This is a genomic window from Streptomyces sp. NPDC104096 (assembly GCF_055584385.1).
Genome location: NZ_JBVJMD010000027.1, coordinates 85,414 through 110,943, shown reverse-complemented (window position 1 = coordinate 110,943; position 25,530 = coordinate 85,414). Strand labels below are relative to the sequence as shown.

The following is a 25,530-nucleotide window of genomic DNA, read 5'->3' as shown; positions in this document are numbered from 1 at the left end:
GCCGTACTCGTCGTTCGCCGACGCCATGGACGACAAGTCCTGGCCGGTCACCGAGTACATCGGCTCGCGCGGCTACCTCACCGTCGTCAACGACATCGACAGCGAGGACTGGCGCAAGCCGGGCGTCGACACCATCATCGGCAACGCCACGCCCAAGGGCGGCAAGGGCGCGATCGTCCTGATGCACGACTCCGGCGGCGACCGCCACCAGACCGTGCAGGCCCTCGACCGCTACCTGCCACAGCTCCAGAGCCGGGGCTACGAGTTCCAGAACCTCACCGAGGCCCTCGCGGCCCCGAACGCGGACACCCCGGTCACCGGCCTCGACCTGTGGAAGGGCAAGGCCTGGATCTTCCTGGTGCAGGCCTCGGACGACGTGACCGACGTCCTGGTCGTCGGCCTCGCCGTCGTCGGCGGCCTGGTCCTCGCCCGCTTCGGCCTGATGCTGCTGCTGTCCGTCCTGCACGCCCGCAAGACCCGTCACCGCAAATTCCGCTGGGGGCCGAGCCCGATCACCGAACCGGCGTCGGTGCTGGTCCCGGCGTACAACGAGGCCAAGTGCATCGAGAACACCGTGCACTCCCTGATGGCCAGCGAGCACCCCATCGAGATCCTCGTCATCGACGACGGCTCCAGCGACGGCACCGCCCGCATCGTCGAGGACCTGAACCTGCCCGACGTACGGGTGATCCGTCAGCTCAACGCGGGCAAGCCGGCCGCCCTCAACCGCGGCCTGGCCAACGCCCGGTACGACCTGATCGTGATGATGGACGGCGACACCGTCTTCGAACCGGCCACCGTCCGCGAACTGGTGCAGCCGTTCGCCGACCCGAAGGTGGGCGCGGTCGCGGGCAACGCCAAGGTCGGCAACAAGGACACCCTCATCGGCGCCTGGCAGCACATCGAGTACGTGATGGGCTTCAACCTCGACCGCCGGATGTACGACGTCCTGCGCTGCATGCCCACCATCCCCGGCGCGGTCGGCGCCTTCCGCCGCTCCGCGCTGGAACGCGTCGGCGGCATGAGCGACGACACCCTCGCCGAGGACACCGACATCACCATGGCCATCCACCGCGACGGCTGGAAGGTCGTCTACGCGGAGAAGGCCCGCGCCTGGACCGAGGCCCCGGAGTCGGTCCAGCAGCTGTGGTCCCAGCGCTACCGGTGGTCGTACGGCACCATGCAGGCGATCTGGAAGCACCGCAAGGCGGTCGTCGAACGCGGCCCGTCCGGCCGCTTCGGCCGCGTCGGCCTGCCCCTGGTCTCCCTGTTCATGGTGCTGGCCCCGCTGCTGGCGCCCCTGATCGACATGTTCCTCGTCTACGGCCTGCTCTTCGGCCCCACCCAGAAGACGATCGTGGCCTGGTTCGGCGTCCTGGCCGTCCAGGTGGTCTGCGCGTCCTACGCCTTCGTCCTCGACCGTGAGCGCCTCACCCCGCTCATCTCCCTGCCCCTCCAACAGATCCTCTACCGACAGCTCATGTACGTCGTCCTGCTCCAGTCCTGGATCACGGCCCTGACCGGCGGCCGGCTGCGCTGGCAGAAGCTGCGCCGTAAGGGCGGGGTGTCGGCACCGCCGAACGCGCCCGCGCAGGAACAGCGCGTCATGGACGGAAGGCCGGTCGCATGAACCCGCACCACCCCGAAGCCAGCATGACCACCCAGCCGCCGAACCCGGCGCGCATACCGCAGCAGCCCTCGGCACCGGACCCGGCACCCGCGGCCGAGTCCGCGCCCACGTCCGCCGAGGAGCCGAAGCGCGCCTCCGGACGCGACCGGTACTTCGACCTGCTGCGCGCGATCGCGCTCTTCCGGGTCGTCTTCTACCACCTGTTCGGCTGGGCCTGGCTGCCCGTGGTGTTCCCGTCCATGGGCGTGATGTTCGCCCTGGCCGGCAACCTCATGGCCAACTCGCTCGGCAAGCGTCCCGCCGTGCAGGTCGTACGCGGCCGGATGCGGCGCCTGCTGCCCCCGCTGTGGCTGCTCGGCGCGGTCGGCGTCACGGGCATGCTGCTGGGCGGCTGGGGCCCCGACTCCGACGGACACCCCGGCTGGTGGTGGATCCACCTCGGCTTCTGGATCCTGCCGCTGAGCGACCCGCCCTTCGGCGATCAGGTACACGGCATCCACGGCCTGATCGGCGACGAGTGGGCCACGGAACTGGCCGTACCCCTCTGGTACATCCGCGCCTACCTCTGGTTCGTGCTGCTCTCCCCGCTCATGCTGCGCGCCCTGCGCCGGCTGCCCTGGCCGACGATCCTCGCGCCGATCGCCCTGTCCGCGGCGCTGGAGTTCGGCCTGCTCACCGTGCCGTTCTCGCGGCTCGACTCCAACCTCAGCGACTTCGGGGCGTTCGGCTCGTGCTGGCTGGCGGGCATGGCCCACCAGCAGGGCGTCCTGAAGAAACTCCCCCGCTATGTCGTGCCGTCCCTGGCGCCGGTCGTCGCGGGCATCGGCCTCTGGTACGCGCTCACCCACGGTTTCGCGCCGGGCCACGACCTCGACGACATGCCGTTCGCCCAGGCGCTGTGGTCCTTCGCCACCGTGCTGTTGCTGCTGCACATCAGCCCCTCGTGGTCCGAGTGGCCGCGTCCGCTGCGCCGCTGGGACCGCCTGGTCACCCTCTTCAACGCCCGCGCGGTGACGATCTATCTGTGGCACAACGTGTGCATCGTCGTCGCGGGCACCCTGTGGGACCACCTGTGGAACGTCACGTTCCTCTACGACGACGCGCCCTGGATCCTGACGAGTTCCTGGCCCGTGCTGGTCGTGGTCTGGGTCCTCACCGCCGGCTGTGTCCTCTGCTTCGGCTGGATGGAGGACGTCGCGGCAAAGCGCAGGCCACGCCTGTGGCCCGACGGTTCGGGCTCGCGCCCGGGAGCGCACCGGGCCTGACGGCCCGTCCGGCCGCACTGGTGTCATGACGCGAAGCCCCGCTACCGTAGCGGGGCTTCGCCACTACGACACAGGAGCCTCCCGTGACCCGCCGCCCTCGCCTGCTCACCACAGCCGCCGCCGGAGCGACGGCGCTGCTCCTCCTCACCGGTTGCGGTGGCGGAGACGGTGGTTCGAAGGGCAACGACAAGATCGCGGGCGCGGACACGGACACGTCGCCGTCGGCCTCACCGAGCCCTTCGGCACCGGAGGCGGCGGACCGCCCGAAGATCGAGCTGCCGTCGGATCTGTCGTACACCTTCGACTGGCCGAAGACGGGCAACGCGGACAAGGACGCGGTCCTTGCCGACAGCGAGCAGTCCATCAAGGCGGTCGACCTCGCGATCACCAACCAGAACGCCCTCGACAAGGCGTACTTGTACTACTACGAGGGCGAAGCCGCCGCGCAGACGCAACAGTTCATCCAGTTGTACGTCAAGGCCGCGGCACGTACGACCGGCAGTTACCGCTATTACGACGCGGTGGTCAACGTCAGTGGTCCCAAGAAGGCGTCACTGGTCTACTGCGAGGACCAGAGCAAGGCCTACGACTACTACCTGAAGACGAAGAAGACCGACAAGACGGCCGTCACCAAGAACAGTTACGTTCTTTACGCCACTCAGATGAACAAGAACGCCAAGGGCGTCTGGGTCATCGAAAAGCTTCAGTCTCAGAGGGGGAGCTCCAAGTGCCAGCCGTGAACGCCGGTTCTAGAGCGCTGATAGTTACGACGCTGGTCGGCTCCATCATCGCCGGCGCGTCTCCCGCCATGGCGGACACCAAGATCGGTGGGGGTGCCCAGACGCCTCCGTCCGGCAGCCAGACCTCCGGCAACGTGAACGGCGACACCGTCTCCGCGTCCGCCAACGGCGTCGTCTTCGACACCTCCAAGAACGGCAGCGGCGACCACGTGGGCCCCGTCGCCTCCTCCAACAGTTCCTGGACCCCGCCCGCCTGCTGGTACGCGCCGAAGTACACGCCCCAGGAGTTGCAGGACACCCTGGAGCCGATCTGGGAGGCGGGGTCCACCGGTGACGCGTGGGACGCCGATCAGCGCGCCTACTACGTCGACGGCGAGTACAAGGACTTCAACAAGGAGAAGGCCGGCAAGGGCTACTGGTGGGACTCGTACGTCAACAAGAGCTTCCCGCCGGGCTGGGACAAGTGCGACCACCGTCCCTTCTGGGTGGACAACGGTGACGCCCCGCCCGCCGACATCCCGAACGTGGTGACCCCCGAGATCCTGGCGGGCCTCGCCTACGCCGAGATCCGCGTCCCCACCAAGCCGGTCACCCTCAAGCCCGAGGGCACCACCAAGGTGAACCTGCCGACCTGGGCGTGGCTGGACGGCGCCGACTTCAAGCCCGTCTCCGTCACCGCCCGTGTCCCGGGCATCAACGGCCTCTTCGCGACCACGACCGCCGAACCGGTCGCGCTGAAGATCGAGCCCGGCACGGCGGACGCGGAGACGTATCCGGCGTCCGGGGTCTGCGAGATCCGCGGCGGGCACATCGGCGAGGAGTACGCCGCGGGCAAGCAGAACGAGACACCGCCGTGCGGGGTGAGGTACCTGCGCTCCTCCGGCGACGGCTCGTACCACCTCAGGGCCACCGTCACCTGGAAGATCCACTGGGTGGGTTCCGGCAACACCGGCGGTGACCTCCCCGACGGCACCTTCGGTGCCGACCAGGACGTGGTCGTCCAGGAGATCCAGGCCGTCAACCGCTGAGGTCCCGGAAGGGAACGACCTCTCACCCGTCCGCTTCCCGGGGTGAGGGCAAAGTTCCCTTCCGGTCACTCACAGCCACAACCAGGAAACGCGCCCTCCCTACCTTCGGGACTCAGCACCGTTCGTCACCTCGAGAACCGTCCGAGTCCCGAAGCACCGTGGAGGCGTCATGACTGCCCCTGATACAGCCCCCGCAGCGAGCAGGGGAGGCCGTTGGATCGAGCACTGGGATCCGGAGGACGAGGCCTTCTGGCAGGAGTCGGGGGAGAAGGTGGCCCGCCGCAACCTGCTCTTCTCCGTCCTCGCCGAGCACATCGGCTTCTCCGTCTGGACCCTGTGGTCCGTGCTGGTGCTCTTCATGGGACCGGAGTACGGGCTGACCCCGGCCGACAAGTTCCTGCTGACGTCCGTGGTCACGCTGGTGGGGGCCGTGGTGCGGGTGCCCTACACCTTCGCCGTGGCGGTCTTCGGCGGCCGGAACTGGACGGTCATCTCGGCCTCCCTCCTGCTGATCCCCACCGTCGCCGCGTTCACCGTGATGGAGCCGGGGACGTCGTTCTCCACGTTCCTGCTGGTGGCGCTGCTCGCCGGGGTCGGCGGCGGCAACTTCGCCTCCAGCATGACCAACATCAACGCCTTCTTCCCGCTCCGGAAGAAGGGCTGGGCCCTCGGGCTCAACGCGGGCGGCGGCAACATCGGCGTACCGGTCATCCAGCTCGTGGCGCTCGCGGTCATCGGCGCGAGCGGCGGTCCGCGCGTGGTGCTCGCGATCTACATCCCGCTGATCGTCCTGGCCGCCACCCTCGCGGCGCTCAGGATGGACAACATCGCGTCCGTGAAGAACGACACCGGCGCCGCGATCGACGCCGCGAAGGACGCGCACACCTGGATCATGTCCTTCCTCTACGTCGGCACCTTCGGCTCCTTCATCGGCTACAGCTTCGCCTTCGGACAGGTGCTGACCAACGAGTTCGGGCGTACGCCCCTCCAGGCGGCCTACCTCACCTTCATCGGCCCGCTGCTCGGTTCGCTGATCCGGCCCGTGGGCGGGCGGCTCGCCGACCGGTTCGGCGGAGCGCGGATCACGCTGTACAACTTCGTCGGGATGGCGGTCGCCACGGCCTGCCTGGTGTTCGCCTCCATGGCGAAGTCGCTGCCGCTGTTCGTGTCCGTGTTCGTCGTCCTGTTCGTGCTCAGCGGGCTCGGCAACGGGTCGACGTACAAGATGATCCCCGGCATCTTCCACGCCAAGGCACTCGCCCAGGGGCTGACGGGCGAGGCGGCCGCCCGGCACGGACGCCGGCTCTCCGGGGCCTCCATGGGACTCATCGGCGCGGTCGGCGCGCTCGGCGGCGTCGGCATCAACCTCGCCTTCCGGCAGTCCTTCCTCTCCTACGGCTCCGGCACCGGAGCGTTCGTCGCCTTCCTCGCCTTCTACGGACTGTGCTTCGCGGTGACCTGGTCCGTATACCTTCGCCGTCCGGACGCCCGGCCCCGGGCCGAGGTGGCCGCAGAGACGAAGCCGCAGCTCAGCTACGCCGAGGTGTGACGTAACACCGGCGACACGAGGCCGAACCGAGTCTGTCACGCACCGTTGACAGGCTCGCTCGGCACGTAGGTGCACATCGTTCCTCAGGGGGCCGAGTGGGAGAGAGTGCTGTTGCCATGCGTGCCAGAAAACAGCCGAACGCGGTCAGCGAGCAGCAGTTGCCGACCTTCTCCAGCCCGGGACGAGAGCCTATGTACGACGAAGAGAAACGACCGGCGCCCGGTCCCCTCGCGGGCTTCACCGTGGGCGTGACGGCCGCGCGGCGGGCCGACGAACTCGGCGCGCTCCTGCGCCGCCGCGGGGCCGCCGTGCTGCACGCCCCGGCACTGCGCATCGTGCCCCTGGCCGACGACGGCGAACTCCTCACGGCGACGAAGCAGTTGATCGACCGGGCGCCGGACGTCGTGGTGGCCACCACGGCCATCGGCTTCCGCGGCTGGGTCGAGGCCGCCGACGGCTGGGGCCTCGGCGAGTCGCTGGTCGAGCGGCTGCGCGAGGTGGAACTGCTGGCGCGCGGGCCCAAGGTCAAGGGAGCCGTCCGGGCCGCCGGGCTGACCGAGGGCTGGTCGCCGTCGAGCGAGTCGATGGCCGAGGTGCTCGACCGGCTCCTGGAGGAGGGGGTCGACGGGCGCCGGGTCGCCGTACAGCTGCACGGTGAGCCGGTGCCGGGGTTCGTGGAGGCGTTGCGGGCCGCGGGCGCGGAGGTCGTCGGGGTCCCGGTGTACCGCTGGATGCCGCCCGAGGACCTCGCGCCCCTCGACCGGCTGCTGGACGCCACCGTCTCGCGCGGACTGGACGCGGTCACCTTCACCAGCGCCCCGGCCGCCGCGTCCCTGCTCTCGCGCGCCGAGGACCGCGGGCTGCTGCCCGAGCTGCTCGCCGCACTCCAGCACGACGTGCTGCCGGTCTGCGTCGGGCCGGTCACCGCGCTGCCGTTGCAGGCCCGGGGCATCGACACGGTCCAGCCCGAACGCTTCCGGCTCGGACCGCTCGTCCAACTGCTCTGCCACGAACTGCCCGCACGGGCACGGGCGTTGCCGATCGCCGGGCACCGGGTGGAGATCCGCGGGCACGCGGTGGTGGTGGACGGCGACCTCAAGCCCGTACCGCCGGCCGGCATGTCCCTGCTGCGGGTGCTGTCCCGGCGCCCCGGCTGGGTGGTCGCCCGCTCGGAACTGCTGCGGGCGCTGCCCGGCGCGGGCCGTGACGAGCACGCGGTGGAGACGGCGATGGCCCGCCTGCGTACGGCTCTCGGCGTGCCGAAGCTGATCCAGACGGTGGTCAAGCGCGGGTACCGCCTGGCGCTGGACCCGGCGGCGGACGCGAAGTACGCGGACGTGTAGGGCGGAGCCCGGAGCCGTACGCGGAGCGGGAAGTGACGAGGGGTTCCGGGGGAGCGGACGGGCGGGCACTGTGGGAGGGAACGGTTCTCCAGGCCCCTTCCCCCCGGAACCCACCGGCCCCGTCCCCCGCGGGGCAACCCCTAGGCGGTGACAGGCACATGGCACTGGGTACGGCCACAGCCCCGTACGAGATGCGGTTCGACGCCGGGCGGATCTGTCTGGATCTCCTCGCGACCGCCCATCCCGGCGAACGCCTCGACTCCCTCGTGGCGTTGCGCGCCTGGATCATCCGCGCCGGACTGGTCCCGCCGGGCACCCCGCTGGCGCACGCCGACGCGTCCTGGCCGATCGCGTTCAGCGAACTGCGTTCACAGATCGCGTGGTTGGTAAGCGGTTGCCTCGGCGCCCGCGCCCGCTCGCACGGCGATGGCGACGCCGCGTCCCGGGACCTCGCGTTGACACGCGTCAACGAGTCCGCCCGTGCCGCGCCGCCGGTCCCGCGCGCCGTCCGCGCCGAGGACGGCACCCTCGTAAGGGAATTGGCCGGACCGCCGGAGTGCGCGGCGCTGCTCGCGGCGGTCGCCAGGGACTGCGTGGAACTGCTCACGGACCCCCTCGCCCGGGCCGGGCTGCGGCAGTGCGAGGGGGACAACTGCCCGATCGTCTATCTGGACACCTCGCGGGGGCGCAGGAGGCGTTGGTGCTCCAGCGAGGTCTGCGGAAACCGCGAGAGAGTGGCGCGGCACCGTCGTCGCGCGGCCCTCGCGCAGGCCTGAGTGTCGCCTTTGCGGCTTCTGTGGTGCGGGAGCAGGGGAATTGACGGAGTGATTTCGGTAACACTCCGTTTGCCTTCGGCGTGGCGCGGGCAGTTGAAGCGATCTTGCCCTCGTGGGGGAAATGTAAAGATCGTGCAGGAGGAATGTGCGCTCATGTCCGTCACGTCATGCCACCACAAAGAAAACTGACGCCCAGGTTTGAACATCCCGCCACTCGTGTCCGTACCCCTCGGCGAGCGACCGACTGGGGGATCCCCCGGACATCGGAGGTGGGCGTGCGCAAGGATTCTGTCGTGGCCAATGAACGTGGACCGAGGGCCCGGCATCGCATGTCCCAGCCCTCGGAGCCTGATGAGGAGCTGATGCGTGCCCTGTATCGGGAGCACGCCGGACCCCTCCTTGCGTATGTCCTGAGGCTGGTCGCCGGCGACCGGCAGCGTGCCGAGGACGTCGTGCAGGAGACACTCATCCGTGCCTGGAAGAACGCCGGTCAGCTCAATCGGGCGACCGGATCGGTACGCCCCTGGCTGGTGACGGTCGCGCGTCGCATCGTCATCGACGGCCACCGCAGCCGGCAGGCCCGGCCGCAGGAGGTCGATCCGTCGCCGCTGGAGGTCATCCCCGCGGAGGACGAGATCGACAAGGCGCTGTGGTTGATGACGTTGTCGGACGCGCTGGACGACCTGACCCCCGCCCACCGGGAGGTGCTGGTCGAGACGTATTTCAAGGGGCGTACGGTCAATGAGGCGGCCGAGACCCTGGGCATACCCAGCGGCACGGTCCGCTCGCGGGTCTTCTACGCCCTGCGGTCGATGAAGCTGGCACTGGAGGAGCGGGGGGTGACGGCGTGATGAGCGTATACGGGGGGTTCGGAACGGGCGGTTCGGGTATGTCTGGCCCCATGCAGGGAACACCGGCCCCGAACGAGCACGAGACTGTCGGCGCCTACGCCCTCGGGATTCTTGACGACGCCGAAGCAACCGCTTTCGAGTCCCATCTCGCGACCTGTGAATGGTGCGCCCAGCAGCTCGAGGAGCTCGCCGGGATGGAGCCGATGCTGGCCGCCCTCGCGGACCTGCCCGGCGCCGGCACTCCCGCGATCGGCGAGTCCCTGTCCGCGATGCCCAGCCCACGGCTGGCGGAGAAGCTCGTCGACGAGGTCGCCGAGCGTCGCGCGGCCAAGCGCCGGCGCGGCTTCTACCTGGTGGCGGCCGCGGCCGCGCTGATCGTCGGCGGTCCGCTGACGGTGCTGGCGGCGACCGGCGGCTCGGACTCGGGCACGAACAACACGGCGGCGGGACCGGCGCAGGCCGCCTTCCAGACCATGACCGACAAGAAGTCGGCCACGGACCCGACGACCCATGTCACCGCGACCGTGGCCGTGGAGAAGAAGGACTGGGGTACCCACGCCGTCCTCCAGCTCAAGAACGTCAGCGGACCGGAGAAGTGCTCTCTGATCGCCGTCGGCAAGAACGGCGAACGCGAGACCGTCACCTCCTGGTCCGTGCCGAACTGGGGCTACGGCCTGGCCGACGCCAAGACCGAGACCGCGAAGAACCCGCTGTACGTCCACGGCGGTGCCGCCTTCACCCCCAACCAGATCGACCACTTCGAAGTGATGACCTTCGATGGCAAGCGGTTGGTGGAGGTGGACGCGTAACTTCCCGGGCGGGGTCCCCTTCGCGTACGGTTGACGGCTGCCCAGCACGTCAGAAGGGGGCCCGGTGGCCGCTCAGGCTCAACAGGAAACCGCGGTCGGTTCGGTCCACGGCGAAACGCACGACTCCGTACGGGACCGGGAGATCGGCATCGAGCAGGTACACCTGGACCAGGTGTACCGCAGGCTCGAGGAGAAGATCCACGAGGCCGAGTTCCTCATGAACGACGCGGCCAAGCGCGGCCAGGTCGGCACGCCCGGCGCGCTCGCCGAGCGGGACGCCCAGGTCTTCCGGGCGGGGGTGCACCTCAACCGGCTCAACAACGAGTTCGAGGACTTCCTCTTCGGCCGGATCGACCTGCTGCCCGGCAAGGACGGCAAGAAGGGGCCCGACGGCGCCTACACGGCCGTCGAGCCCGCCGAGGGCGCCGTCCGCGACGACAGCACCGCCGACATCGCCGAGACGCTCCACATCGGCCGCATCGGCGTCCTCGACCAGGACTACTCGCCTCTGGTCATCGACTGGCGGGCCCCCGCGGCCGCGCCGTTCTACCGCTCCACCCCGGTCGACCCCGGCCGGGTCGTGCGGCGCCGGGTCATCCGCTCCAAGGGCCGCCGCGTCCTCGGCGTCGAGGACGACCTGATGCGCCCCGAGCTGACCGCCTTCCTCGACGGCGACCGGCTGCCCGTCATCGGCGACGGCGCGCTCATGGCCGCGCTCGGCCAGGCCCGCAGCCACACCATGCGGGACATCGTCGCCTCCATCCAGGCCGAGCAGGACCTGGTGATCCGCGCCCCCGCCGCCTCCGTGACCTACGTCGAGGGAGGCCCCGGCACCGGCAAGACCGCCGTCGCCCTGCACCGGGCGGCCTACCTCCTCTACCAGGACCGCCGCCGGTACGCGGGCGGCATCCTGATCGTCTCGCCCACGCCCCTGCTGGTGGCGTACACCGAGGGCGTCCTGCCGTCCCTCGGCGAGGAGGGCCAGGTCGCCATCCGGGCGATCGGCTCCCTCGTCGACGGCGCGGAGGCCACCCTGTACGACTCCCCGGCGGTGGCCCGCGCCAAGGGCTCGTACCGGATGCTGAAGGTGCTGCGGAAGGCGGCCCGCGGGGCGCTGGACTCCAAGGACACGCCCGCCCGGCTGCGGGTCGTCGCCTTCGGCCGCCGGCTGGAGCTGGAGGCCGACCGGCTGGAACGCATCCGCAACAACGCCCTCGGCGGCACCGCGCCCGTCAACCTGCTGCGCCCGCGCGCCCGCAAGCTGCTGCTGGACGCGCTGTGGGAGCAGTCCGGCGCGGCCGGCCGGCACTCCGACCCCGAGCTGGCCGCCGAGCTGCGCTCCTCTTTCGACGAGGACGTGACCTCCGAGGACAGCTTCATCGAGTTCCTCGACGCCTGGTGGCCCGAGCTGGCGCCGCGGTCCGTGCTGGCGGCGATGGCCGACGAGCGGCGGCTGGGGCGCTGGGCCCGGCGGATCCTCAACCCCGGCGAGGTGCGCCGGGTCGCCCGCTCCCTCGCCCGGGACGGCCTGTCCGTGCACGACGTGGCCATGCTGGACGAACTGGAAGCCGTCCTCGGCGCCCCGGTCCGCCCCCGCAAGCGGCGCGAGCTGGACCCGCTCGACCAGCTCACCGGCCTGGAGGAGCTGATGCCCGTACGCGAGGAGACGCAGCGCGAGCGGGCCGAGCGGCTGGCGCAGGAGCGCACCGAGTACGCGCACGTCATCGTCGACGAGGCGCAGGACCTCACGCCGATGCAGTGGCGCATGGTGGGCCGGCGCGGCAGGCACGCCACCTGGACGATCGTCGGGGACCCGGCGCAGTCGTCGTGGTCCGACCCCGACGAGGCGGCCGAGGCCCGCGACGAGGCCCTGGGCACCCGTCCGCGCCGCCGTTTCCAGCTGACGGTGAACTACCGCAACCCGGCCGAGATCGCCGAGCTGGCGGCCAAGGTGCTCGCGCTCGCCATGCCCGGCTCCGTCTCCCCGTCCGCGGTCCGCTCCACGGGCGTGGAGCCGCGCTTCGTGGCGACCGACCGCGGCCAGGGCGCCGCCGGCCGGAACCCGCTCGCGGAGACCGTCCGCGAGGAGGCCGCCCGGCTGCTCGACCGGGTCGACGGCACGGTCGGCGTGGTCGTCGCCATGAACCGCCGCGAGGAGGCCAGGCGCTGGCTCGCCGGGCTCGGCGACCGGGTGGTGGCCCTCGGCAGCCTGGAGGCCAAGGGACTGGAGTACGACGCGACGGTCGTGGTGTCGCCCGCGGAGATCGCGGACGAGTCCCCTGCGGGGCTGCGCGTGCTGTACGTCGCGCTGACCCGGGCCACCCAGCAGCTGACGGTCGTCTCGGCGGGACGGGACGAGCCGGACGAGGCGGGGGTGCCGGACCTGCTCAGGGACTGAACCCTGCGGCCGTCCGGGGGCGATTCCGGTGAAACCTCGGTCTGTTTCCTGTGAACTCCGCGCACGGGAATGGTCTTGCCCGATCCGTTTGTTAGCCTGGGTGTGACACCGGCTCGATCCAAGCCCCCGGGCCCAACCTTCGTCGCCACGAGCGACCACTTGCCGCGAGGCGAGCATGGCGGGTCGGTGTCATGAACGACGAAGAGGCCCACATCACGCTGTGATGTGGGCCTCTTTCTTTACCGGATCGTCTCTCGTATCGTGGAATTCGCTTTCCGGAATCGACATCGGCTGCGAACAATACGTCCGCAATCCGGGGCGACTACCGCGTACTCGGTGGTAGGTGCGACGATCGGACGGCATTAGCGAAGCGACACGGTGAAAGCAGAAGGAAGTCGGCCATGGCAACGGCGCCCAGCGTCTCCTACTCGATGACGATCCGGCTGGAGGTGCCCGCGAGCGGAACGGCCGTCTCGCAGCTCACCAACGTCGTGGAGTCCTCCGGAGGCTCGGTGACCGGCCTCGACGTCACCGCCTCCGGGCACGAGAAGCTCCGTATAGACGTCACGATCGCGGCCAGCTCGACCGCGCACGCCGACGAGATCGTCGAGAAGCTCCGCGGCATCGAGGGCGTCACCCTCGGCAAGGTCTCCGACCGTACGTTCCTGATGCACCTCGGCGGCAAGATCGAGATGCAGTCCAAGCACCCCATCCGCAACCGTGACGACCTGTCCATGATCTACACGCCGGGTGTGGCCCGGGTGTGCATGGCGATCGCGGAGAACCCCGAGGACGCGCGCCGCCTCACCATCAAGCGCAATTCCGTTGCGGTCGTGACGGACGGCTCCGCGGTGCTGGGCCTCGGCAACATCGGCCCGAAGGCCGCGCTGCCCGTCATGGAGGGCAAGGCGGCCCTCTTCAAGCGCTTCGCCGGCATCGACGCCTGGCCGCTGTGCCTGGACACCCAGGACACCGACGCGATCGTCGAGATCGTCAAGGCGATCGCCCCCGGCTTCGCGGGCATCAACCTGGAGGACATCTCCGCGCCCCGCTGCTTCGAGATCGAGGCCCGGCTGCGCGAGGCCCTCGACATCCCCGTCTTCCACGACGACCAGCACGGCACCGCGATCGTCGTCCTCGCCTCCCTGACCAACGCGCTGCGCGTGGTGGGCAAGGGAATCGAGAACGTACGCGTCGTCATGTCGGGCGCGGGCGCGGCCGGCACGGCCATCCTCAAGCTGCTGCTCGCCGCGGGCGTCAAGAACGCCGTGGTCGCCGACATCCACGGCGTCGTGCACGCCGGCCGCGAGGACCTGGTGGACGCCGCGGCCGACTCGCCGCTGCGCTGGATCGCCGACAACACCAACCCCGAGGGCCTCGTCGGCACCCTCCGGGAAGCCGTGCGCGGCGCCGACGTCTTCATCGGCGTCTCCGCCCCGAACGTCCTCGACGGCGACGACGTGGCCGCGATGGCCGACAACGCCATCGTGTTCGCTCTCGCGAATCCGGACCCCGAGGTCGACCCGGCAATCGCTCGTCAGACCGCGGCAGTTGTGGCCACCGGCCGCTCCGACTTCCCCAACCAGATCAACAACGTGCTGGTCTTCCCGGGCGTCTTCCGCGGACTGCTGGACGCGCAGTCCCGGACGGTCAACACCGAGATGATGCTCGCGGCCGCGAAGGCCCTCGCCGACGTGGTGACCGAGGACGAGCTGAACCCGAACTACATCATCCCGAGCGTGTTCAACGACAAGGTCGCGGGCGCGGTCGCGGGCGCGGTCCGGGAGGCCGCGAAGGCCGCGGGCGCGTCGGTCTCGTAGGCTCGGCGAAGACGGGCGACCCGGCCTGTGAGGGCGTTGTGACGATTGCCACGGTCGGGTTTCGCCCCGGCGCGTCGCGGAACCGGGGTCGCTGACAGCCCTCTATCGTGACGGCCGGGTTCGGTCCCCACATTTCGTGTGACTCCCAAGGGTGTTCTCACGACTGCTGGGGGTGCCGGATTGGCTTTCCCGCCGCAGGTGGGGGCAGGATGCGTCTCTGGGCGCGAGGGTTCTGACGACGGACCCGGGTCCGGGGTATGTCCGAGGACCCTGGCAGCATCGAGTTCGCTGTGCCCAATATGCGGCTCCGCCGCGTGGCACGCCTCAACGGCAAGAAGAACACGGGAGTAACAACATGAACCGCAGTGAGCTGGTGGCCGCGCTGGCCGACCGTGCCGAGGTGACCCGCAAGGACGCCGACGCCGTGCTGGCCGCGTTCGCCGAGGTCGTCGGCGACATCGTCTCCAAGGGCGACGAGAAGGTCACCATCCCCGGCTTCCTGACCTTCGAGCGCACCCACCGTGCCGCTCGCACCGCCCGCAACCCGCAGACCGGCGACCCGATCCAGATCCCGGCCGGCTACAGCGTGAAGGTCTCCGCGGGCAGCAAGCTCAAGGAAGCCGCGAAGGGCAAGTAAGCCCGTCGCAGGGCGTCAGGCCCGAAGGGCTGCTGCGCCCGCGCCCGCGCCCCGGAACGGCATCGACGTCCGGGGCCCGCGCCCCGGGACTACACGCACGTCCGGGACGACCGAGTGACGCCGATGGGGCGGCCCCCGTGACCGGGGGCCGCCCCATCGGCGTACGTACGGGCCTGGCGGCTAGCCGAGCGCCTTGCCCGGCAGCTCGACCTTCGCGCCCAGCTCCACGAGCTTCTCCATGAAGTTCTCGTAGCCCCGGTTGATCAGGTCGATGCCGTGCACGCGGGACGTGCCCTGCGCCGCCAGGGCGGCGATGAGGTACGAGAACCCGCCGCGCAGGTCGGGGATGACCAGGTCGGCCCCCTGGAGCTTGGTGGGTCCCGAGACGACCGCGGAGTGCAGGAAGTTGCGCTGGCCGAAGCGGCAGTCGGAGCCGCCCAGGCACTCGCGGTAGAGCTGGATGTGGGCGCCCATCTGGTTCAGGGCGGAGGTGAAGCCCAGCCGGGACTCGTAGACCGTCTCGTGGACGATGGACAGGCCGGTGGCCTGCGTCAGCGCGACCACCAGCGGCTGCTGCCAGTCCGTCTGGAAGCCGGGGTGCACGTCCGTCTCCAGGGCGATGGACTTCAGCTGGCCGCCCGGGTGCCAGAAGCGGATGCCCTCGTCGTCGATCTCGAACGCGCCACCCACCTTCCGGTAGGTGTTCAGGAACGTCATCATCGAGCGCTGCTGGGCTCCGCGGACGTAGATGTTGCCCTCGGTGGCCAGCGCCGCGGACGCCCACGAGGCGGCCTCCAGGCGGTCCGACAGCGCCGCGTGGGTGTAGCCGCCGAGCGAGTCCACACCGGTGATGCGGATCGTGCGGTCGGTGTCCATCGCGATGATCGCGCCCATCTTCTGCAGCACGCAGATGAGGTCCTCGATCTCGGGCTCCACCGCCGCGTTCGACAGCTCGGTGACGCCCTCCGCGAGCACGGCCGTCAGCAGCACCTGCTCGGTGGCGCCCACGGACGGGTACGGCAGCCGGATCTTCGTGCCGCGCAGCCGCGTCGGCGCCTCCAGGTACTGGCCGTCGTCGCGCTTCTCGATCCGCGCGCCGAACTGCCGCAGCACCTCGAAGTGGAAGTCGATGGGCCGCCCGCCGATGTCGCAGCCGCCCAGGCCCGGGATGAACGCGTGACCCAGACGGTGCAGCAGCGGGCCGCAGAACAGGATCGGGATACGGCTGGAACCCGCGTGGGCGTCGATGTCGGCGACGTTCGCGCTCTCCACGTGCGACGGGTCGAGCACCAGCTCGCCCGGCTCCTCACCGGGGCGGACCGTCACGCCGTGCAGCTGGAGCAGACCGCGCACGACCCGCACGTCACGGATGTCGGGAACATTGCGCAGACGGCTCGGCTCGCTGCCCAGCAGCGCGGCGACCATGGCCTTCGGTACGAGGTTCTTCGCACCGCGGACACGGATCTCGCCCTCCAGCGGGGTTCCGCCGTGGACAAGCAGGACATCGTCGTTGACGGTCATGTATCTCGCGTTCCGATGAGTTGGGCCAGGGGAGATGAGACAGAGTAATCGCCGCGTACCCCTCTCCCGTAAGCCCAGGCACCGCCCAGCCAGGTCATAGCTGTGTCACAACACGAACCGTTCCCAATCGGACACATGGGGTCACCGCCCCGGCCGTGCGCGTGGGATGCGTCCGTGCGCCCTGAGCTGCCTTCACTCCCGTGCCCTGATTGGCTCCCCATGCGGCGGGCGGATGCGGGATCATGTCTGGCATGACCGAGGTGTCCTCGCTCACAGGGCGGCTGCTCGTGGCGACGCCCGCCCTGGCGGACCCGAACTTCGACCGTGCGGTCGTGCTCCTTCTCGACCACGACGAGGAGGGCTCCCTCGGTGTGGTCCTCAACCGTCCGACACCGGTGGGGGTGCGCGACATCCTGGAGGGCTGGGCCGATCTGGCCGGCGAGCCCGGCGTGGTCTTCCAGGGCGGCCCGGTCTCCCTGGACTCGGCGCTGGGCGTCGCGGTGATCCCGGGCGGCGGCTCGGCGGCGGCGCCGCTGGGCTGGCGCCGGGTGCACGGCGCGATCGGGCTGGTGGACCTGGAGGCCCCGCCCGAGCTGCTCGCCTCGGCGCTCGGCTCCCTGCGGATCTTCGCCGGTTACGCCGGCTGGGGGCCGGGTCAGCTGGAGGACGAACTCGTCGAGGGCGCCTGGTACGTCGTCGAGTCCGAACCGGGTGACGTCTCCTCCCCGGCCCCCGAGCGGCTCTGGCGCGAGGTCCTGCGCCGTCAGCGCAACGAACTGGCGATGGTGGCCACGTATCCGGACGACCCTTCTCTCAACTGATGCGTGTGAGCTTCAGTACCCTTGGGCCTATGAGCACTCTCGAGCCCGAGCGCGGGACTGGTACGGGAACCCTCGTAGAGCCGACGCCACAGGTGTCCCACGGCGACGGCGACCACGAGCGCTTCGCCCACTACGTCCAGAAGGACAAGATCATGGCGAGCGCCCTCGACGGGACCCCCGTCGTAGCGCTGTGCGGCAAGGTCTGGGTGCCGGGCCGCGACCCGAAGAAGTACCCGGTGTGTCCCATGTGCAAGGAGATCTACGACTCCATGGGCGCCGGCGGCGACGGCAAGGGCGGCGGCAAGGGCGGCGACGGCAAGAAGTAGCCCCTGGTCCGCAGGATCCCCCTCAAACGTTCTCAGAAGGCCCCCGGGGCGCACCGACCGTGCGCCCCGGGGGCCTTCGTCGTGCGCACGGTCACGGTCACGGATTGGTTCAGACCTCTTGTGGGGTGTCCGTGATGTCCCTAGCCTCGGCGGTGTTGTGCAAGGCGAAACCGCCGTTGCATATGTTGCAGCGACCGCCGAAGGGTTCATCGTGAAACCGTCCGCCCGGAGTGCCGGTCCGTGGGGGCGCGGCGCCCCGCGGCGGGGTCGCGGAAATTCGGCCACGGCTTCCACCGGAGCAGGGGCCGATCGTTTTTCCCGCCGCGATCACCGTGATCCCATTCGGGGACCTCGGTGACCGGAGTCCGCCTTCGCTTCCGGGCCGACCTCCCCTTCCGGTTCCCGGTCCGCCCGTGCTGCCGGACCGGGCCGCAGGTCGGCGGCACCCATGTCCGGGCGACCGCCGGGAACGGTCCCGGAACAGCCGGGGAACGGTCCGGGAAAACCGTGCGGAGATGCCGGAGCGGGCCGCGTTCATGCGCACGGCGAACCCTGTCCGATTCCCCCGGCGGGCCCTCTTCCCGCCCGCCCGGCCGGACGTCATGGCGGCTTCGACAATGCCGGCGATTGCGGTGCCGATCTTCCTCGTACTCGTGCAGCGACGACCGGTCCCCGGGCCGGGCGGAGCGGTAAAGGACTGATGTGACAGACGTGATGGGACTTATTCCGGCGCCCCGGCGCATTTCCCGGAACCCCTCGGGCCGCGGGCGGCTCGGCGCGGCGACGCGCCTGGTCGCGGGGCCCGGCACCGAGGGCGTCGCACGCTGGCTGCGGGCGACGGTCGGGGCGGCCACCGGCCTGCCCCTCGCGGAGGGCGGGGGCGCGGACGACACCGGGGACCGCATCGTGCTGAGCGTCGATCCCGCGCTGCCCCCGGAGGGCTATCGCCTGGTCGTGGACGGCTCGGAGTGCCGTATCCAGGGCGGTGGCGCGGCCGGCGTCCTGTGGGGCGCGCAGACCTTCCGTCAGCTTCTGGGTCCCGACGCGTTCCGCCGGGCTCCGGTGCGGCCGGGGCGGGAGTGGGACCTTCCGGGAGTCACCGTCGAGGACGGCCCCCGCTTCCGCTGGCGCGGACTCATGCTCGACGTGGCCCGGCACTTCATGCCCAAGGAAGGCGTGCTGCGTTATCTCGATCTGATGGCCGCGCACAAACTCAACGTCTTCCACTTCCACCTGACGGACGATCAGGGCTGGCGCGTGGAGATCAAGAAGTATCCGAGGCTGACGGAGACCGGTTCCTGGCGCGCACGCACGAAATTCGGTCACCGGGCCTCCCCGCTGTGGGAGGAGAAGCCGCACGGTGGCCACTACACGCAGGACGACATCCGGGAGATCGTCGCCTACGCCGCCGAGCGGCATATCACCGTCGTCCCCGAAATCGACGTGCCGGGACACTCGCAGGCCGCCATCGCCGCGTATCCGGAACTCGGCAACACCGATGTCGTCGACACGTCCGCCCTCACGGTCTGGGACAACTGGGGGATCTCTCCGAACGTACTCGCCCCCACCGACAACACGCTGCGCTTCTACGAGGGAGTGTTCGAGGAACTGCTCGATCTGTTCCCGTCGGAGTTCGTCCACGTCGGCGGTGACGAATGCCTCAAGGACCAGTGGCGGCAGTCGCCCACCGCGCAGGCCCGCATCGTCGAACTCGGGCTCGCCGACGAGGACGGACTCCAGGCCTGGTTCGTCGGGCACTTCGCCGACTGGCTGGCCGCGCGCGGACGCCGGCTCATCGGCTGGGACGAGATCCTGGAGGGCGGCCTGGCGCCGGGCGCGGCCGTGTCCTCGTGGCGCGGCTACGCGGGCGGGGTCGCCGCCGCACGGGCGGGCCACGACGTCGTCATGTGCCCCGAGCAGCAGGTCTACCTGGACTACCGGCAGCACGACGGCGCGGACGAGCCCGTCCCGATCGGATATGTCCGCACCCTCGAGGACGTCTACCGGTTCGAACCCGTTCCGGAGCAGCTGACGCCGGAGCAGGCGCGGCACGTGCTGGGCACCCAGGCCAACGTGTGGACCGAGGCGATGGAGGACCACGCCCGGGTGGACTACCAGACGTTCCCGAGGCTGGCGGCGTTCGCCGAGGTCGCCTGGGGCCGGCTGCCCGCCCCGGCGGACCGGGACTTCGCAGGCTTCGAGCGGCGCATGGCCGTCCACTACCGGCGGCTGGACGCCCTCGGCGTCGCCTACCGGCCGCCCGCCGGCCCGCACCCCTGGCAGCGGCGCCCCGGCGTCGCCGGCCGCCCGCTCGACGGCCCGCCCCCGAGCCGGTAGCGCGGGGCGGCGGGCCGGGACGGGCGCGGGTCGCGCCTTGGCGCGGTGCGGGTGTGGGTGCGGGTGCGGGATCGGCCGTCGTCCGGCGGTCCCGGCGGTCCCGGGGGTCCCGGGGCTCCCGGCGGTCCCAGGGCGTTGCCATGGCCCCGGGGCCGTGCCGGACCGGGCCGGGCCGGGCCGGGCTGTGTCGGGCCCTGCCGGGCCGTGGGCGGGGCCGACGCCGGGCCGTGCACGGCCGTGGACCGGACCGATGCCGGACCGTTCCCGGCCGTGGCCCGGGGGCCGACGCCCGACCGCCCCGGGTGCGGGGCCGCCCCGAACAGGTCACGGAAAAGCCGCGCAAGAGTCACCGAAGAGTGTCAATCGGTGTGCACCGGAGATCCTGTGCGAAACCCGGTTATCTCCCCGGTGAGGTGGGCGAATGCCTCCTAGCGGACCCCTGCGTTCGGGCCCTGCGAAGATGTGCCAGAGTTGCCACGTCCGCCCTGTCAGCACGTACCGTACGGCAGCACAGGTGGGACCAGGTGGGACCCAAGTGGGGCAGCGGGAAGGGGCAGCCGGTTTGACCACGCACGCACCGCAGGCGGCGCAGGCCGTTACGCTGCCCACGACGTTGGACGAAGCCGTGGCGGCGCTCTCCGCCATGCCCACGGCCGTGCCCGTCGCAGGCGGCACCGACCTCATGGCCGCGGTCAACTCCGGCCAGCTCAGACCGGCCGCCCTGGTCGGCCTCGGCCGGATCAGCGAGATCCGCGGCTGGCAGTACCAGGACGGGCACGCGCTGCTCGGCGCGGGCCTGACCCACGCCCGGATGGGCCGCCCCGACTTCGCCGCGCTGATCCCGGCGCTGGCCGCCGCGGCGCGCGCCGCGGGCCCGCCGCACATCCGCAACGCGGGCACCCTCGGCGGCAACATCGCCTCGGCGTCGCCCACCGGCGACGCGCTGCCGGTGCTCGCCGCCCTGGAGGCGACGCTGATCATCGCGGGCGCGGGCGGCGCCCGCCGCGAGATGCCCGTCTCGCACCTGCTGGCGGGCATGGAGATGCTGCGCGCCGGCGAACTCATCGGCTACGTGCGCGTGCCGCTGCTGCACGCCCCGCAGGTCTTCCTGAAGGCGACCGGCCGCACCGGCCCGGGCCGCGCCACCGCGTCCGTCGCGCTGGTCCTGGACCCCGCCCGGCGCGGTGTCAGGTGCGCGGTGGGAGCCATAGCGCCGATGCCGCTGCGGCCCCTGGAGGCCGAGCAGTGGGTCGCCCGGCTCATCGACTGGGACAACAACCGCACGATCGTCCCGGAGGCGCTGCACGCCTTCGGCGAGTACGTCGCCGCGGCCTGCATCCCGGACCCGGCGCCGGAGGTGGACGGTTCCGTGCCGACGCTTCCGCCCGCCGTACTGCACCTGCGGCGCACCGTCGCCGCGCTGGCCCGACGAGCACTGGGGAGGGCGCTGTCATGAGCGACGACCAGCACGGACAGGACACCCCCAGGGGCGGTGGCCGCTGGGACCCGCTGCCCCAGGGCGACTACGACGACGGGGCCACCGCCTTCGTGAAGCTGCCCGAGGGCGGCATCGAGGCGCTGCTGGCCGCGCGCGGCGACAGCCCGCTGGCCGCGCCCGGTCACGGTTACGTCCCGCCGCAGATCTCGGCCACGTCCCCGGACGCGCCGACCGACCCGGCCGCCACCGGCGGCTGGGGGGCGCCCGCGGAAGCCGGGCGCTGGCCCGAGCCCGACGCCATGCCCCAGCAGGCGGGCGCGAGCGACCGGTTCACGTACCACCCCGGCTCCACCGGCCAGTGGAACTTCGAGGACCCCGCGGCCGCCGGACCGGCCGAGCCCGCCGCGGCCCCCGGGCACGACGTGACGGGCCGCTGGTCGATCCCCGTCGCCACCGGCGACCTGCCGGACGAGTCCGGCGAGTTCACCACGTCGGCGCTGGTGGAGCAGTGGGGCGGGAACCCGCCCGCCACCCTCCCCGGCGGCGCGCCCGCCCCCTGGGCCACCGACACGACCGGTGCGGCGGGAGAGCCGTGGGGGCAGCAGGCGCTCGCGCAGCCGCACGCCGCCCACGCCGAGCCCCACGCGGAGCCGTACGCGCCCGCCCAGGCCGCTCCCGAGCCCTCCGAGGCCCCCGAGGGCGCCGGCGCACCCGAGGGCGCCCACGAGGCCCCTGGGGCGCACGAGGAGGCCGTCGAGCCCGCCGCCGAGGCCGACGCGCCCCCCGCGGACGAGCCGTCGGCCGACCACACGGAGACCGACGCCCCGCAGGACAGCGCCTCCGCGCCGGACGACGACCCCGCCGTGCCGTTCCACGACGACCACCCCCTCGCCTCCTACGTCCTGCGCGTCAACGGCTCCGAGCGCCCCGTCGCGGGCGCCTGGATCGGCGAGTCGCTGCTGTACGTGCTGCGCGAGCGGCTCGGCCTGGCGGGCGCCAAGGACGGCTGCTCGCAGGGCGAATGCGGGGCCTGCAACGTCCAGGTCGACGGCCGGCTCGTCGCCTCCTGCCTGGTCCCCGCCGTCACCGCCGCCGGCAGCGAGGTCCGTACCGTCGAGGGCCTGGCCGTCGACGGACGGCCCTCGGACGTGCAGCGGGCGCTCGCCAGGTGCGGCGCCGTGCAGTGCGGTTTCTGCGTGCCCGGCATGGCGATGACCCTGCACGACCTCCTGGAGGGCAACCCCGCCCCGACCGACCTGGAGGCCCGCCAGGCCCTGTGCGGCAACCTGTGCCGGTGCTCCGGGTACCGGGGCGTCCTCAACGCCGTGCACGAGGTGGTCGCCGAGCGCGAGGCGCTCGCCGCCGCCGAGGCCGAGGCCGAACCGGGCGCGACCGAGGCACGCATCCCGCACCAGGCCGGACCGGGCGCGGGCAGCGTCAACCCGGCCGCGTTCGACCTGCCGGGCGCCCCCGGCACCCCCGGCACACCGGGTCCGCACGACGGTACGTACGGCCAGGACGGAGGCCAGGCGTGAGCAACGAAGCCGCCACCGCGACCACCGCCGCGGAGGCAGCACCCGCCCCCGAGCCGATCCCGCACGGTCTCGGCGCCTCCCTGCGGCCCGCCGACGCGCGCGCCAAGACCGAGGGCACGTTCCCGTACGCCGCCGACCTGTGGGCCGAGGGCCTGCTGTGGGCGGCCGTGCTGCGCTCCCCGCACCCGCACGCGCGCATCGTCTCCATCGACACCAGCCACGCGCGCGAGATGCCCGGCGTACGGGCCGTCGTCACCCACGAGGACGTCCCCGGCAGCGCGCTGTACGGCCGCGGCCGGGCCGACCGCCCGGTGTTCGCCTCCGACGTCGTGCGCCACCACGGCGAGCCCATCGCCGCCGTCGCCGCCGACCACCCGGACACCGCGCGGATGGCCGCGGCCGCCGTCATCGTCGAGTACGAGGTGCACGAGCCGGTCATCGACCCCGAGCTGGCGTTCGAGGCGGAGGCCCTGCACCCGGACGGCAACCTGATCCGCCACATCCCGCTGCGCCACGGCGACGCGGACGCGGTCGGCGAGGTCGTCGTCGAGGGCCAGTACCGCATCGGCCGCCAGGACCCCGCGCCCATCGGCGCCGAGGCCGGCCTCGCCGTGCCCCGGCCCGACGGCGGCGTCGAGCTCTACCTCGCCTCCACCGACCCGCACGCCGACCGCGACACCGCCGCCGCCTGCTACGGCCTCGAACCGGAACGCGTCAAGATCGTCGTCACCGGTGTGCCCGGCGCCACCGCCGACCGCGAGGACCAGGGCTTCCAGCTCCCGCTGGGCCTGCTGGCGCTGAAGACCGGCTGCCCGGTGAAGCTGACGGCGACGCGCGAGGAGTCCTTCCTCGGGCACGTCCACCGCCACCCCACCCTGCTGCGCTACCGCCACCACGCCGACGCCGAGGGCCGGCTGGTGAAGGTCGAGGCGCAGATCCTGCTCGACGCGGGCGCCTACGCCGACACCTCCGCCGAGGCACTGGCCGCCGCGGTCTCCTTCGCCTGCGGCCCCTACGTCGTCCCGAACGCCTTCATCGAGGGCTGGGCGGTGCGCACCAACAACCCGCCCTCCGGCCACGTCCGCGGCGAGGGCGCCATGCAGGTCTGCGCCGCCTACGAGGCGCAGATGGACAAGCTCGCGAAGAAGCTCGGCCTGGACCCCGCCGAGGTGCGCCTGCGCAACGCCCTGGCCACCGGGGACATCCTGCCCACCGGCCAGAGCGTGACCTGCCCGGCGCCGGTCGCCGAACTGCTCCAGGCGGTACAGGAGTTCCCGCTCCCGCCACTGCCCAAGGACACCCCCGAGGACGAGTGGCTGCTGCCCGGCGGCCCCGAGGGCGCGGGCGAACCCGGCGCGGTGCGCCGGGGCGTGGGCTACGGCGTCGGCATGGTGCACATGCTCGGCGCGGAGGGCGCCGACGAGGTCTCCACCGCGACCGTGAAGGTCCACGACGGCGTGGCCACCGTGCTGTGCGCGGCCGTGGAGTCCGGCCAGGGCTTCACCACCCTGGCCCGCCAGATCGTCCAGGAGACCCTCGGCATCGACGAGGTGCACGTGGCGCCGGTCGACACCGACCAGCCGCCCGCGGGCCCCGGCTGCCGGGGCCGGCACACCTGGGTGTCCGGCGGCGCGGTCGAACGGGCCGCCAAGATGGTCCGTACGCAGCTCCTCCAGCCCCTGGCGCACAAGTTCGGCATGTCCACCGAGCTGCTCCAGATCACCGACGGCAAGATCACGTCGTACGACGGGGTGCTGTCCACCACCGTCACCGAGGCCCTGGAGGGCAAGGAGCTGTGGGCCACGGCCCAGTGCCGCCCCCACCCGACGGAGCCGCTCGACGAGTCGGGCCAGGGCGACGCCTTCGTGGGCCTCGCCTTCTGCGCGATCCGCGCGGTCGTCGACGTGGACATCGAACTCGGCTCGGTACGGGTCGTGGAGCTGGCCGTCGCCCAGGACGTCGGCCGGGTCCTCAACCCGATCCAGCTCGCGGCGCGCATCGAGGCGGGCGTCACCCAGGGCGTCGGCATCGCCCTCACCGAGAACCTGCGCACCCCGCGCGGCCTGGTCCGCCACCCCGACCTCACCGGGTACGCCCTGCCCACCGCGCTGGACGCGCCCGACATCCGGATCGTCAAGCTCGTCGAGGAGCGGGACGTGGTCGCGCCCTTCGGGGCGAAGGCCGTCAGCGCGGTACCCGTCGTGACCTCCCCCGCGGCGATCGCCTCCGCGGTACGGGCCGCCACGGGCCGCCCGGTCAACCGGCTGCCGATCCGCCCGCAGGCTGCGGTGGTGACCGACCGGTGACCGCCCCCGGGCAGGAGCCCGAACCCCGGAGCTACGAGCCGGCGCCCGGGGTCGGCAAGCTGCTGATGTGGGTCCTGCTGTTCGTCCTGGCCGCGGTGGTCGTGGTGCTGGGCGGCGTGTACTTCACCTGAGGCGCTGAAGCCCAGGGGCCCCTGAGGCCTTGAGCCCGGCCGCGCCGTCCGCGCGGGCCGGGCCGTCGCGTCGCGCTTCCCACCGCCCTGCCGCCGGCCGGGGGAGCCGGTGCGGTGATTTCGGTGGGACGGGAACGTACGGGAGGGACCCGGCGTCTTTCTCCCCGGGTCCGTTGTCAGTGGTGCCGCGTAGTGTTCCGGGCAGTGGGACGGCGCGCCCGCGGTGCCGGCCCGTCAGGGGACTGCGGGACAGCGGCACTTCGACAGCG

Annotated in this window: 20 protein-coding genes; 19 read left to right on the top strand and 1 reads right to left on the bottom strand. The window is 71.8% G+C overall.

Going from position 1 to position 25,530, the window contains the following annotated elements; all coding sequences use genetic code 11:
- The 12 genes from ACZ60B_RS25655 to ACZ60B_RS25600 form a co-directional block, all read left to right on the top strand.
- A partial coding sequence (locus tag ACZ60B_RS25655) for a bifunctional polysaccharide deacetylase/glycosyltransferase family 2 protein (protein ID WP_469390747.1) occupies window positions 1-1,630 on the top strand: 1,630 nt, incomplete at its 5' end.
- Complete coding sequence (locus tag ACZ60B_RS25650; RefSeq protein WP_469390746.1) at window positions 1,627-2,895, top strand: acyltransferase family protein; 1,269 nt, start codon at window positions 1,627-1,629, stop codon at window positions 2,893-2,895. The genes ACZ60B_RS25655 and ACZ60B_RS25650, both read left to right, overlap by 4 nt.
- 83 nt (window positions 2,896-2,978) lie before the next feature.
- Entirely contained in the window at window positions 2,979-3,635 is a 657-nt protein-coding gene (locus ACZ60B_RS25645) for a hypothetical protein (protein ID WP_469390744.1), read from the top strand.
- Entirely contained in the window at window positions 3,623-4,663 is a 1,041-nt protein-coding gene (locus ACZ60B_RS25640) for a hypothetical protein (protein ID WP_469390742.1), read from the top strand. The genes ACZ60B_RS25645 and ACZ60B_RS25640 overlap by 13 nt, the downstream gene beginning before the upstream one ends.
- A gap of 169 nt (window positions 4,664-4,832) precedes the next feature.
- Entirely contained in the window at window positions 4,833-6,212 is a 1,380-nt protein-coding gene (locus tag ACZ60B_RS25635; protein WP_469390740.1) for a nitrate/nitrite transporter, read from the top strand.
- Window positions 6,213-6,403: 191 nt separating this feature from the next.
- Window positions 6,404-7,555 carry a uroporphyrinogen-III synthase gene (locus ACZ60B_RS25630; protein ID WP_469390765.1) on the top strand — a complete coding sequence of 384 codons (1,152 nt, stop codon included), beginning with the start codon at window positions 6,404-6,406 and terminating at the stop codon, window positions 7,553-7,555.
- 158 nt (window positions 7,556-7,713) lie between these two features.
- The gene (locus ACZ60B_RS25625; protein WP_469390738.1) at window positions 7,714-8,331 is read left to right on the top strand and encodes a CGNR zinc finger domain-containing protein; all 618 of its coding nucleotides are present in this window, start codon (window positions 7,714-7,716) and stop codon (window positions 8,329-8,331) included.
- Window positions 8,332-8,660: 329 nt separating this feature from the next.
- A complete protein-coding gene (locus ACZ60B_RS25620; protein WP_010039908.1) occupies window positions 8,661-9,182 on the top strand; it encodes a sigma-70 family RNA polymerase sigma factor in 522 nt (173 codons plus the stop codon).
- Window positions 9,182-9,991, top strand: coding sequence for an anti-sigma factor family protein (locus ACZ60B_RS25615; RefSeq protein ID WP_469390735.1), 810 nt, complete (start codon window positions 9,182-9,184; stop codon window positions 9,989-9,991). Before ACZ60B_RS25620 ends, ACZ60B_RS25615 begins: the two co-directional genes overlap by 1 nt.
- Window positions 9,992-10,055: 64 nt before the next feature.
- A complete protein-coding gene (locus ACZ60B_RS25610; RefSeq protein ID WP_469390733.1) occupies window positions 10,056-12,389 on the top strand; it encodes a HelD family protein in 2,334 nt (777 codons plus the stop codon).
- A 401-nt stretch (window positions 12,390-12,790) separates the two neighbouring features.
- Window positions 12,791-14,209, top strand: a complete 1,419-nt coding sequence (locus ACZ60B_RS25605) for an NAD-dependent malic enzyme (protein WP_469390731.1) — start codon at window positions 12,791-12,793, stop codon at window positions 14,207-14,209.
- 355 nt (window positions 14,210-14,564) lie between these two features.
- Window positions 14,565-14,846, top strand: a complete 282-nt coding sequence (locus tag ACZ60B_RS25600) for an HU family DNA-binding protein (RefSeq protein WP_004000874.1) — start codon at window positions 14,565-14,567, stop codon at window positions 14,844-14,846.
- Between the two features lie 180 nt (window positions 14,847-15,026).
- Here the strand turns inward: ACZ60B_RS25600 and murA are convergent, their stop codons facing one another.
- Window positions 15,027-16,367, bottom strand: coding sequence for a UDP-N-acetylglucosamine 1-carboxyvinyltransferase (gene murA / locus ACZ60B_RS25595; RefSeq protein ID WP_392610711.1), 1,341 nt, complete (start codon window positions 16,365-16,367; stop codon window positions 15,027-15,029).
- Between the two features lie 251 nt (window positions 16,368-16,618).
- On the opposite strand from murA, the gene ACZ60B_RS25590 reads away from it, so the two are divergent.
- From ACZ60B_RS25590 to ACZ60B_RS25560, 7 genes are all read left to right on the top strand, one after another.
- Window positions 16,619-17,188 carry a YqgE/AlgH family protein gene (locus ACZ60B_RS25590; protein WP_152885050.1) on the top strand — a complete coding sequence of 190 codons (570 nt, stop codon included), beginning with the start codon at window positions 16,619-16,621 and terminating at the stop codon, window positions 17,186-17,188.
- Window positions 17,189-17,217: 29 nt separating this feature from the next.
- Window positions 17,218-17,514 (top strand): DUF3039 domain-containing protein, encoded by a 297-nt coding sequence (locus ACZ60B_RS25585; protein ID WP_450665920.1) that lies wholly within the window; start codon window positions 17,218-17,220, stop codon window positions 17,512-17,514.
- A gap of 714 nt (window positions 17,515-18,228) precedes the next feature.
- Window positions 18,229-19,851, top strand: a complete 1,623-nt coding sequence (locus ACZ60B_RS25580) for a beta-N-acetylhexosaminidase (protein ID WP_469390763.1) — start codon at window positions 18,229-18,231, stop codon at window positions 19,849-19,851.
- Between the two features lie 562 nt (window positions 19,852-20,413).
- Complete coding sequence (locus ACZ60B_RS25575) at window positions 20,414-21,307, top strand: FAD binding domain-containing protein (protein ID WP_469390727.1); 894 nt, start codon at window positions 20,414-20,416, stop codon at window positions 21,305-21,307.
- Window positions 21,304-22,824, top strand: coding sequence for a (2Fe-2S)-binding protein (locus ACZ60B_RS25570; protein ID WP_469390725.1), 1,521 nt, complete (start codon window positions 21,304-21,306; stop codon window positions 22,822-22,824). Before ACZ60B_RS25575 ends, ACZ60B_RS25570 begins: the two co-directional genes overlap by 4 nt.
- On the top strand, window positions 22,821-25,130 hold the full coding sequence (locus ACZ60B_RS25565) for a xanthine dehydrogenase family protein molybdopterin-binding subunit (protein WP_469390723.1): 2,310 nt from the start codon (window positions 22,821-22,823) through the stop codon (window positions 25,128-25,130). Before ACZ60B_RS25570 ends, ACZ60B_RS25565 begins: the two co-directional genes overlap by 4 nt.
- Entirely contained in the window at window positions 25,127-25,261 is a 135-nt protein-coding gene (locus ACZ60B_RS25560) for a hypothetical protein (RefSeq protein ID WP_469390721.1), read from the top strand. Before ACZ60B_RS25565 ends, ACZ60B_RS25560 begins: the two co-directional genes overlap by 4 nt.
- Window positions 25,262-25,530 lie beyond the last annotated feature (269 nt).